10 protein-coding genes and 4 tRNA genes are annotated in these 10,637 nt (G+C 61.5%); 10 read left to right on the forward strand and 4 right to left on the reverse strand.

Annotated elements, in window-relative coordinates; all coding sequences use genetic code 11:
- Position 1: 1 nt before the first annotated feature.
- Together BLU85_RS23450 and rdgC are read right to left on the reverse strand one after the other, a co-directional pair.
- Positions 2–970, reverse strand: a complete 969-nt coding sequence (locus BLU85_RS23450; protein ID WP_092204090.1) for a bile acid:sodium symporter family protein — start codon at positions 968–970, stop codon at positions 2–4.
- 144 nt (positions 971–1,114) lie between these two features.
- The gene (rdgC, locus tag BLU85_RS23455; protein WP_092204091.1) at positions 1,115–2,035 is read right to left on the reverse strand and encodes a recombination-associated protein RdgC; all 921 of its coding nucleotides are present in this window, start codon (positions 2,033–2,035) and stop codon (positions 1,115–1,117) included.
- A 160-nt stretch (positions 2,036–2,195) separates the two neighbouring features.
- On the opposite strand from rdgC, the gene BLU85_RS23460 reads away from it, so the two are divergent.
- From BLU85_RS23460 to BLU85_RS23475, 4 genes are all read left to right on the forward strand, one after another.
- A tRNA-Val gene (locus BLU85_RS23460) sits at positions 2,196–2,271 on the forward strand.
- A gap of 19 nt (positions 2,272–2,290) precedes the next feature.
- Positions 2,291–2,367: transfer RNA gene (locus BLU85_RS23465), tRNA-Asp, on the forward strand.
- Positions 2,368–2,542: 175 nt separating this feature from the next.
- Positions 2,543–2,618: transfer RNA gene (locus tag BLU85_RS23470), tRNA-Val, on the forward strand.
- Between the two features lie 17 nt (positions 2,619–2,635).
- Positions 2,636–2,712, forward strand: a tRNA-Asp gene (locus tag BLU85_RS23475).
- A gap of 89 nt (positions 2,713–2,801) precedes the next feature.
- Here the strand turns inward: BLU85_RS23475 and BLU85_RS23480 are convergent.
- Both BLU85_RS23480 and BLU85_RS23485 read right to left on the reverse strand, forming a co-directional pair.
- On the reverse strand, positions 2,802–3,938 hold the full coding sequence (locus tag BLU85_RS23480) for a catalase family protein (RefSeq protein WP_092205591.1): 1,137 nt from the start codon (positions 3,936–3,938) through the stop codon (positions 2,802–2,804).
- 31 nt (positions 3,939–3,969) lie between these two features.
- A complete protein-coding gene (locus BLU85_RS23485; protein ID WP_092205590.1) occupies positions 3,970–5,775 on the reverse strand; it encodes a di-heme-cytochrome C peroxidase in 1,806 nt (601 codons plus the stop codon).
- Between the two features lie 269 nt (positions 5,776–6,044).
- Here BLU85_RS23485 and BLU85_RS23490 point away from each other — a divergent pair, with 269 nt between their 5' ends.
- The 6 genes from BLU85_RS23490 to BLU85_RS23515 form a co-directional block, all read left to right on the forward strand.
- A complete protein-coding gene (locus tag BLU85_RS23490; RefSeq protein ID WP_003204577.1) occupies positions 6,045–6,758 on the forward strand; it encodes a BamJ family beta-barrel-assembly machinery protein in 714 nt (237 codons plus the stop codon).
- Between the two features lie 293 nt (positions 6,759–7,051).
- The gene (locus BLU85_RS23495) at positions 7,052–7,507 is read left to right on the forward strand and encodes a YkvA family protein (protein WP_072406553.1); all 456 of its coding nucleotides are present in this window, start codon (positions 7,052–7,054) and stop codon (positions 7,505–7,507) included.
- A gap of 102 nt (positions 7,508–7,609) precedes the next feature.
- Positions 7,610–7,951, forward strand: coding sequence for a helix-turn-helix domain-containing protein (locus BLU85_RS23500; RefSeq protein WP_053124879.1), 342 nt, complete (start codon positions 7,610–7,612; stop codon positions 7,949–7,951).
- A complete protein-coding gene (locus tag BLU85_RS23505) occupies positions 7,948–8,319 on the forward strand; it encodes a hypothetical protein (RefSeq protein WP_003179080.1) in 372 nt (123 codons plus the stop codon). The genes BLU85_RS23500 and BLU85_RS23505 overlap by 4 nt, the downstream gene beginning before the upstream one ends.
- Complete coding sequence (locus BLU85_RS23510; RefSeq protein ID WP_092205589.1) at positions 8,320–8,721, forward strand: SEL1-like repeat protein; 402 nt, start codon at positions 8,320–8,322, stop codon at positions 8,719–8,721.
- Positions 8,722–8,907: 186 nt separating this feature from the next.
- The coding region (locus BLU85_RS23515; RefSeq protein ID WP_256573226.1) for a DUF6531 domain-containing protein at positions 8,908–10,637 on the forward strand (1,730 nt) is incomplete at its 3' end.

Raw genomic sequence — 10,637 nt, forward strand, 5'->3', positions numbered from 1 at the left:
CTTAGTCAGCGGTTTGCCGGGCGGCCAGAGTTTCGCGGTCCTGCTTTTCGCTCATGCGCCGGAAGTACGTCGAGAGCAAAGCCCCGGAAATGTTGTGCCAGACGCTGAACAGCGCGCTGGGGACCGCCGCCAGCGGCGAGAAATGCGCGCTGGCCAGGGCCGCGCCCAAGCCGGAGTTCTGCATGCCCACTTCCAGTGCCAGGGATTTGCGCTGGGCCAGCGGCAGCTTGAACAGATGCCCGGTGAAGTAGCCCAGCAAAAAACCGAAGCTGTTGTGCAGCATCACCACGGCCATGATCAACAGGCCCGATTCGGCAATTTTTGCCTGGCTGGCGGCGACGACGGCGGTGACGATGATGACGATGCTCACCACCGACACCAACGGCAACACCTCCACGGCATGGCGTACCTTGTTCCCCAGCAACCGCTGCGCCACCACGCCCAGCACGATCGGCAGCAGCACCACTTGCAGGATCGACCAGAACAGCTCCATGAATGACACCGGCAACCAGGCCGAGGCCAGCAACCAGATCAGCGCCGGGGTCAGCAGCGGCGCGAGCAAGGTGGTGACGGCAGCGATGGCCACCGACAGTGCCAGGTCGCCGCGGGCCAGCCAGGTCATGACATTCGATGAGGTGCCGCTTGGGCAGCAGCCCACCAGAATTACGCCGACGGCAATTTCCGGTGGCAGATGGAAAACTTGGCAGAGCAACCACGCCACGCCGGGCATGATCACGAAATGGGCGACCACGCCCAGGGCCACGCGCCAGGGATGGCGTGCGACTTCAGCGAAGTCTTCGAGCTTGAGGGTCAGGCCCATGCCGAACATCACCAGCCCGAGCAGCGGCACGATGGCGCTTTTCAGGCCGATGAACCAGGCCGGCTGCCAAAATGCCACGACGGCGAAAATCAGTACCCAGTAAGCGAAGGTATTGCCGACGAAGCGGCTCAATGCAGCCAGTGCGCGCATGACCTGATCCTTATTATTAAGAACATCCAATACTCATGTGGGAGCGAGCTTGCTCGCGATGGCGGAGTGTCAGTCAACATCTCGGTGGCTGTCATACCGTTATCGCGAGCAAGCTCGCTCCCACAAGGTAGCTATCCGCCGGGTTTAGATCCCCTGCGGCATCTCTTCCCCACCCAACGCTTCAACCAGCGCCGGCAGGAACTCGCCGAACGTCAACATCATCAGCGTGAAGCTGGCGTCCAGTTGGCCGAGGGCTTCGTCGCCACCGTCCTGCTCCGCCTGGTCCTGCAGCAGGTCTTCGAACTTCAGGCGCTTGACCACCATCTTGTCGTCGAGCACGAAGGACAGTTTGTCCTGCCAGGCCAGCGACAGTTGCGTCACCACCTTGCCGGTGTTCAGGTGCAGCTGGATTTCGTCGCTGGTCAGGTCCTGGCGCTTGCAGCGCACGATGCCGCCGTCCTCGTGGGTGTCGCGCAGTTCGCATTCATCCAGCACGAAGAAATCGTCCGCGGCTTTCTGGGTCTTGACCCAGTCGGTCATGGTGGCGGTCGGGGCCATCTTGACCGTCAGCGGGCGCACTGGCAGTGAGCCGATGACTTCGCGCAGGGTGGACAGCAGGTCTTCGGCGCGTTTCGGGCTGGCCGAGTTCACCAGGATCAGGCCCTGTTTCGGCGCGATGGCGGCGAAGGTGGACGAGCGACGGATGAAGGCGCGGGGCAGGAACGCCTGGATGATTTCATCCTTGAGCTGGTCCCGTTCCTTTTTATAGACCTTGCGCATTTGCTCGGCTTCGATCTCTTCGACCTTTTCCTTCAGGGCATCGCGCACGACGCTACCCGGCAGGATGCGTTCTTCCTTGCGCGCGGCGATCAGCAGGAAATCCTGGCTGACATGCACCAATGGCGCGTCTTCGCCTTTGCCAAACGGCGCGACGAAACCGTAAGTGGTCAACTCCTGGCTTGCACATGGACGCGCCAGTTTGCTGGCCAGTGCAGTTTCCAACGCCTCGGCATCAAAAGGCAGATCTTGGGTCAGGCGATAGATAAGCAGGTTTTTGAACCACATGGGGTGAGTCTCTCCTTTATACAAAGGGGGGCATTATTCTCTTCGCGGCGCCATAGGCCAACCCTTCGCTAAGCCTTTGGAAGGCCTGAAAAAATTAATTTAAAAAGTGCTTGCCAGCTTAAAGAGTGCTCCGTAGAATGCGCGCCACACCGAAAGCGAAGGGTGATTAGCTCAGCTGGGAGAGCGTCTGCCTTACAAGCAGAATGTCGGCGGTTCGATCCCGTCATCACCCACCATTCGTTCAACGTGTTACGCGCAGCGGTAGTTCAGTCGGTTAGAATACCGGCCTGTCACGCCGGGGGTCGCGGGTTCGAGTCCCGTCCGCTGCGCCATATTCGGTTACCTGGAACACTGAACGCCAGGTCACCACGGAAAGCCCGCTAACGCGGGCTTTTTGCTGTTTGCAGTTACCGCGGTGTGTGTCGATCATGTTTTTTGCTGAATTTTCCAATTAAATCAGCATGTTACTAAAAACTGTGAGAGAATGCGCCCCGCATCGAAAGTGAAGGGTGATTAGCTCAGCTGGGAGAGCGTCTGCCTTACAAGCAGAATGTCGGCGGTTCGATCCCGTCATCACCCACCAAGCTTTCAATGTTACGCGCAGCGGTAGTTCAGTCGGTTAGAATACCGGCCTGTCACGCCGGGGGTCGCGGGTTCGAGTCCCGTCCGCTGCGCCATCTTCGGTTTCCTGGCCCGCTGAACGCCAGGTCACCACAAAAAGCCCGCTCAATGAGCGGGCTTTTTGTTGCCTGTCATTTGGCCGTTGCTACTGCTCGGCATTGCGGCTGTGGCGGTAATCGCTGACCGCCTCATACACCGCCTTGCGCAGGCGATTGATGCCGCCGATGGGGCGGTGTGCCTCGATGCCGAACCACGGGTTGAACGACTGGTTGTCGCAAGCCAGGTTCAGCTTGGGCGTGTCGAAATCCTGGGCCGGCACCTTGATGTGCGCCACGGTCTCGAACGGTGCATCACTTTCCTGCCATTCAATACTGGTGTCTTCGATCGGCATGTACTTGCTCGGATCCTGCCGTTGGATCTGCAGGACGAAACACGCTAGCACGCGGTCTATGGATAACTGCTGATTCAACGCGCTACGCAGAAAGTTCGGCAGGTCCTGGTTCTGAGGGGGCAGGGTATAGCTTGGGCAGCTATCCGGGTCCGGCGCGACGCGAAACTTGGCATTGGCTTCGCCGAATTTGTAAGGCGATACCGAGAAATAAGTGGTCTGGGTCGGACTGGCCGGAGCCGGCGAGAGGGTCGCCAGGGCGATGAACAGATGACGGATCTGCCAGGTGCGCGGGTCCAGGCTCGGAAAGAACGCCATCACCTTCTTCCCGTCAGCCTGGGCGGCCACATTCTGACGGTACTCGGCGACATCACTGACAAAGAAGTTCGGATGATTGAACATCACGAAATCCTGCTCGCCCTGTGATTGCCGATCAGCAAGCAGTTGTTTGCCCGGTACGTTCAGCAGCTTGATCGCCATCCCCCGTGCATCGCGCAGGCTGTCGAATTGCGGATAAGCGTTGCCGTTGGACAGGCGGATCGTGGCCTGCCAAGTCTTGCCCGGTTCGGCAAACACGCCTTGGCGCAACGGCGCCGGCAGGTCGCTCGGCACCTGGACTTCGGCCATGACGCAACCGTGGGCCTTGGCATGGGCGTCGCGCAGGTAACGCGTGCCTTCGCGGTGCTGATCGACGATGCGGATCGCGGTCTGGATGATGTCCTGGGTCATGGCAGCTTCGCCGGGTGCGATCTGTTCCTTGTCCGGGACCGGTCCCTTGTGCTGCCAGGCAAACCAGGCCGTGGACAGGGCCCAGCCGAGCAACCCGATACCCAGCAGCCACAAGAGCGTCTTGCCCAAAAAGGCGCCGAGGCGCAGCCAGAGGGTGATCAACATGCCAACATCCTTTTACCGGTGAGGTTCATCATTACAGTTGCGACTCCAGTGGCCCGCCCAGTACTTTCAAATACTCCAGCAAGGCCCAGCGCTCCTGCGGTTGCAGCAAGCGGCCAATGACGCCGTTACCGCGTTCGCCGGCGCGGAACTCATGGCCGCTGTTGTGATTGCCGGTAATCCGGGTGTCGAAGATAAAGCCGTTGGTGAACGCTTCGGTGCGATAGCCCAGGTGGCGTGGGTCGTATTCGAAGTTGCCCTTATAGAACGTGGTCGCCCGCTCGTCCTGGGGCGACAGCAACTGATAGATCGTCGGCACCGAGCCGTTGTGCAGGAACGGTGGCGTGGCCCAGACACCCGCCAGTGGCCGGGCCTTGTAGGCGCGCAGTTCACGCACGCCAATGGGCAGGCCGAAACCGTCCAGGGCCGGGCGTTCGACGGGGGTGACACCGGCGTCGCGGTAGGCGCGGTTTTCGACGAAGGCGGTGACGTAGGCCAGGCCTTTGGCGACCGAAAGCTGACTCAGGTCCAGCGGCTCCGTCGGGGTCGGGTGCAGTTGCACGTCCAACTTCGCCAGTTCGGCCGGGTCCCACTGCAGGCTGGTCAGGTCGAAGCGGTGGTCGGCGATGTTATTGGCGGTGCCCGGGTCGGTGCCGATCACCTGCACAGGCAGCATGTGCAATTGCTGCACCGGCCTGTCAGGCCCCTGGACCACCTTGGGCACATGGCAGCCGGCGCAGTTTTCGGTGAACAGGGCCCGGCCCTTGGCGGCCAAGGGTTTATCGATCGCGCCCAGCAATGCTTCCGGCCACACGGGCGGCTTGAGCAGTTGCAGGGTTTCTTCGATCTTGTTCAAGTCGCGCACGCGCACGCTGGAAGGGTATCGCGCATCGCCCAGCAGCGGTTTGCCCTGGGCGTCGAAGAAGTTCAGCGTGGCACCGACCCCCAGCGCTTCACCGACGTTGCGGGCCATCGGTTGCTGGGCCGATCCGTTCCATTGCACCCAGTCGAAGGTCCATATTTCCCACAACTGCGGGTAATCCACTGGAGCGTTGGCGACCCGGTAGTTTTCCGCCGAAATGGCGTCGCCGAAGCTGGCATTGGCGATGCGACCGAAGGCGTCGGTACGCCCGGGGCCTTCTTCGGTGGGGTAGAGGCCGCGGTGGGTATCATTCCAGGCCACCCGCAGGAACGTGTCCAGGGAAGTCTTGAAGGCCTTGCGCAGCGCTTCGTGGCGGGCGTCGTAGTCCTTGCCCAGTACCTGGCGGGCGAAGCGCTCGAATTTCCAAGGGTTGTAGTAGGTAGACGCCAGACTGGCGACCAATGCCTGTCCGAAACTGCCCCCACGTAGCGTAGGAACACTAGAAGGCAGTACGTGCTGGGCCGAGCCGCCGTCGATGCGTATGGCTTGGCCCTTGAAGTGCAATTCGCCGGTATGACACGCCGCGCAGGTGATATCCAGGAACTGCTCGGTGCTGCCCGGGTTCTGGTGTCGGGCGAACCCTACTGGCAAGTTGCCGGGGTTTTCAGGCGAGGCTTTCTGCGCCGGATCGATCAGGAAGCCGAAGCGCGCCAGGTACTCCGGCGAAGCGAAGCGTTGTTGCGAAAAAGGCAACTCGAGGGCGGTGAACCAGTCGTAGCGCAGGCCTTTGACCTGGGTGCCCTGGGGTGTGAAGTAATACGTCTGGCGTTCGGCGGCGCTCCATTGATCCAGATAGTGCACCTGTTCGACGGGCGTGTAGAACGGCAAGCGAGGATTGGCGACGTAATAAAGCACCACGGCAACGGTGACGATCAGCAGCGCGAGGAGCAGCAAGAAAACGCGAGAGAGAAGGCGCACGGTAACGTCCTTGTTTTTTTGATAAGCCCTTATGCCTCAGTGCTGCGCGGCGGGCAAGTGGCCATTACCCTTGGCCTGTGGGGGAGCGGCAATGTGTCCCTGTACGTAACGGATGACAGAGGCTTCATTTGCCCAAGATTAAAAAGCGTTTGCGGTCCTGAACTTATCATCTCTTTGCGGCTCACATGCCGGTAGCCATTGGTCGTGGCCGCCTGATAAGCTCGCGGCTTTATTCGATTGCCCTTTAGGCGCATGAACAAGGAAATAGCATGAAACAGCATCGGTTGGCGGCGGCGGTGGCCCTGGTTGGCCTGGTACTCGCGGGTTGCGACTCGCAGACCAGCGTAGAGCTGAAAACCCCGGCGCAGAAAGCTTCCTACGGTATTGGCCTGAACATGGGCAAGAGCCTGGCTCAGGAAGGCATGGATGACCTGGACTCCAAAGCGGTCGCCCAGGGCATCGAAGATGCCGTCGGCAAGAAAGAACAGAAGCTGAAAGACGAAGAACTGGTCGAAGCCTTTGCCGCGCTGCAAAAGCGTGCCGAAGAGCGCATGGCCAAGATGAGCGAAGAGTCGGCAGCCGCTGGCAAGAAATTCCTCGAGGAAAACGGCAAGAAAGCCGGTGTTACCACCACCGCTTCCGGCCTGCAGTACGAAGTGGTCAAGAAAGCCGATGGCCCACAGCCTAAGCCGACCGACGTAGTGACCGTTCACTACACCGGCAAGCTGACCAACGGCACCGTGTTCGACAGCTCCGTCGAGCGTGGCAGCCCGATTGACCTGCCGGTCAGCGGCGTGATCCCGGGTTGGGTCGAAGGCCTGCAACTGATGCACGTCGGCGAGAAGTACAAGCTGTACATCCCGAGCGACCTGGCCTACGGCGCCCAGAGCCCGAGCCCGGCGATCCCGGCCAACTCGGTCCTGGTGTTCGACCTGGAACTGCTGGCGATCAAGGATCCGGCAAAAGAAGACGCAGCCAAGTAATCGCGTCTGCTATAACGACAACGCCTCGCTCATGCGGGGCGTTGTCGCATCTGGGCTTCGGCGAATGGCAAAAAAACCGAACGCACGGGGCAGGCTACAGTCATAGGCAATACAGGCGCTGTGCTAGACGCAGTCAGCCGGTCAAGTCAATGAAATATTGGGTTTTTTTATGTGAGTAAAAAACGCCCGATCTAAGCCGGGGCCTTATGAAACGGGGGCTTCAGCGGTGAAATGCAGCTCTGTTCACAAGGTTATCCACAATTTGTGTGGATAACATTTCAGTGGGAGAAAAAATGAAGGCCCCGTGGAATTTTGCGCGATTTCTGCCCTTGGCAGGCCGCCTGCTGGCCCGCGGTCGATTACCGACGTTGCTCTTTGCCGTCGCCAGCAAAGGTGCCCGGGAGGGCGGACGGCTGGGCAAGCTCAAGGAGGACCTGCGCCTGTTGCAGGCCTTGTGCCTGGCTTACTGGCGGGGCGAATACCGTGCGGTCAGCGCCAAGTCGATGCTGTCGGTGGTGGCGGGGCTCATGTATTTCCTCAGTCCCCTGGACGCGATTCCGGATATCTTGCCGATGTTTGGCATGTTCGACGATATCGCAGTGCTGGCATGGGTCATGAAAACCCTCGACGTCGAACTCGAGGCATTCCGCGCCTGGCGTTATCGGCAGTCTCCCGAGAAACTGGCTCAAGTCGAAAGGCTTCCCGATACCCCGGAACAACTCCAGCTCCAAGGGCAGAAAAAGCCCTGATCCCCAGAGAATTCATCACCCCGCGACCTTAGCCAGCATTTAGGATTACACTTCCAAGGAAAAAGGCTGACTCGCTAAGTGTTGTTGTCCTACGGGGTAAACATGGATATTCAAATAATCACACGTGATGGAGAGCCCGAGTACGCGGTTTTGCCGTGGGATCAGTACCAAGCGTTGTTGAAGGCAGCAGGCATCGATCAAGCTCCGCCGCGCGAAGCGACAGTCCGTCACGCGGCGGCACCCGGCCAGGTTCTCCCTGGCCTGGATCAGTTACGCAGTTTGCGCGAAGGGAAGGGCATCGCCATCGAGGCGCTGGCCCGCACGGTAGGTATCAGCCCGTCTTATCTGGCCTTGATCGAGAGCGGCGAGCGACAGCCCGATGCCGCGATTCGGCGCAGTCTGGCCTGGGAGTTGACGGTGCCGGGTTGGAGGGAAGAATCGTGAGCGTACGCATCAGTCGGCAGCATTGGGATGGGTTGTTGGGTGAATTGGACCAGGCGCGTCGCCAGCGCCATTTATTGACTTATCGCGCCTTGCTGGAGCGCCTGCAGCTCCCCAGTCCGGCCATGCAGACCTTGACCGCGGCCCTTGAACACCTGGCGGCGCTGGACGCCCGGGCAGAACAGCCGCTGCGCAGTTCCCTGGTGATCAGCCAAGGTGCGAGCCGGTTGCCGCGCACGGGGTTCTTCGAATGCGTTGAGCGCCTGGGCCGTTTTTCCGGGCCTTCCGATGGGGTGGCCGCCGCCTCCTGGCACGCTTCGGAAGTGGTCCGGGTGTTTGAATACGAATACCCCGAGTCGGCGGAGGCCTGAGTGCTCTGGCGACTCAAGGCGCGGATCGGTTATTGGCTGGCGCGCCGGTTGTTTCACTGGTCCTGGTTCGTCCGCCAGGCGCGTGGCTGGGCCTGGCTCGAGGGCCAATTCTCGCGCATGGCGAACCTGGGCGACGTCGGTGCGCAAAGTTTCTATGGGCATATCCTCACGTTTCGCGGCCAAGGGCTGGGTGCCCGTGAAGAAGGGGTTCGCCTGCTGCGGCTGGCGGCACTGGCGGGTGATGGCAAGGCGGCCTACCAGGTCGGCGTGATCAGCCTGGCCGGTACAACCAGCAAGGCGCCGGACCCGGTCGAAGCGGCACGTTGGTGGACTCTGGCGGCGAAAGCCGGGCATCCGTTGGCCGAGGTCAAGCTCAAGGCACTCGAAGCTCGCGACCGCTAGCGTTATCCACAGGCTATTCGTGACGAAGTCGGGCGGATTTAGCGAATCGCCCTACATCCTTTGTCCCGTTCCCCTGACTTAATTCCCCCATCATCCCCGGCACAGTCTCGCGCTCCCCGAGTGCTGCGAGACGCTGCCCATGTTCGACCGTTTTTTCCTGCCGGCCCTTGAGCGAGCCCTGTCCTGATGGAGCAGGTGAACCGTATCGAGCAGGAACTCGATAGTTTCAAGGACACCCTGGCGGTCTACCGCGAGCAACTTGAGGGCTGGTACAGCCGGGCGGCGGACCGGGCCAGCCACGCGGCCGACTTGCCCTCACTGATGGGCATGGAGCGGCTGATCCGCTTCGGCGACAGCACCACCGTCGTCAGCAGTGGTGACGATGATTTCCTCTCCACGGTCGTCCAGTGCCCCCTGGGTGGGGTGATGACGATCGAGAGCAAGTTCGAGTCGGTGTACGACATCCCGCTGGGCGACATCGTGGTGGATGTGGTGGAGGTGAACAGCGGCAAGGTCACGCCGGTGACCCTGGACGCCCAGGGGCTCGGGACTTTCGAGGGAGAGGCGGGCCAGTCCTATCGGGTCCATGTCCAGGGCGAGGTGTCTCCCGGACAGATCGAAAAGCTGTTTTCTTCCTACGATGGCTTGACTCGGGATCTGACGGACTGGCTACGGGGTGAGTGGCAAGGCTTCAAGCCGCGATGGGCCCGGCAGTCCTTGGCGACATCGGCGGCTGCGGTGGGGAACGGGTTGCTCGCCGGCAGTTGGGCGGTGATCGAGGGGGTGTGGGACAGCATCAGCCTACTGTCGGACATCCTCAAGGATCCTGGTCGGTTTGCAGAGCGGTTGGGCGAAAGCGCCAGGCAGTTGGAGGACCTGGCTGAAAAAACGCCGCAACTGATGGCCAGGCTGCAACTGCTGGCCAGCGACGAAGCGGCGCTGTGCCTGTTGGTGCGCACCGCCAGCCTCTGGCTGGAGATGCTGCCGCCCAGCGAAGTCGCCGGCGAAACGGCCGAAGCACTCTCGACCGTGGTGGTGCAGTGCGTGATCGACTTGCTGATCGGCGTGGTCTTGACCTTTACCGGGGCGGGGGCCGGGATCGCCTACCTGTCGATGCGGTTGGCCAGGCACGGCGCAACCCTGCTGAACGCCATGCATCGTTTCGTCAAGGCAATCTTCGCGGTGGTCAACGGCTTCATGGCCTACGTGGACCGCTACAAAACCGTGGCGGCGCGCGGCGTCGCGGCGGGAATAAAAAAAGGCCGTATGCAACTGCGCTGGGATGCGCAGCGCAACACCACGCTGAAAAAACACGAACCCCACGACGACGCCCCGGCCCAATCGAAAAACCCCAACGGCGACAGCGCCGACACTGCGGCCCAGACCCAGACCAGCGGCTGTCCGGTGTCGATGGTCACCGGCGAAGAACTGCTGACCCTGGACGACGGCACCCTCGACGGGCGCTTGCCGTTCGTCTTCACCCGGCTGTACCGCACCAGCGCCGTCGCCCTGGACGTCGGCCTCGGGCGCGGCTGGAGTCATGGCCTGGCCCATCGCCTGGAGCTCAAGGGCGAGCAGATCACCTGGGTCGACCAGGAAAACCGCCGCACGATCTTTCCACTGCCCAACGCCCAGCGTCCGGCCATCCACAACAGCCTGGCCCGGGCGGCGATCTACCTGGGGGCCGCGCCGGACGAACTGATCATCGCCCAGCCCGGGGAAAACGCCCCGTTCCTGCACTTTCGCGACGGCCACCTGATCGCCCTCAGCGACCGCTATGACAACCGCCTGACCGTCCAGCGCAACATCCACGGCGACATCAGCCGCCTGGACAACGGCGCCGGGCGTTCCCTGCGCCTGCGTTACGAACAGCGCCACCTGGTCGCCGTCGACTACCAGAGCTTCCACCCGGCCCT

Source organism: Pseudomonas sp. NFACC14 (assembly GCF_900106885.1).
Taxonomy (GTDB): Bacteria; Pseudomonadota; Gammaproteobacteria; order Pseudomonadales; family Pseudomonadaceae; genus Aquipseudomonas; species Aquipseudomonas fluorescens_AA.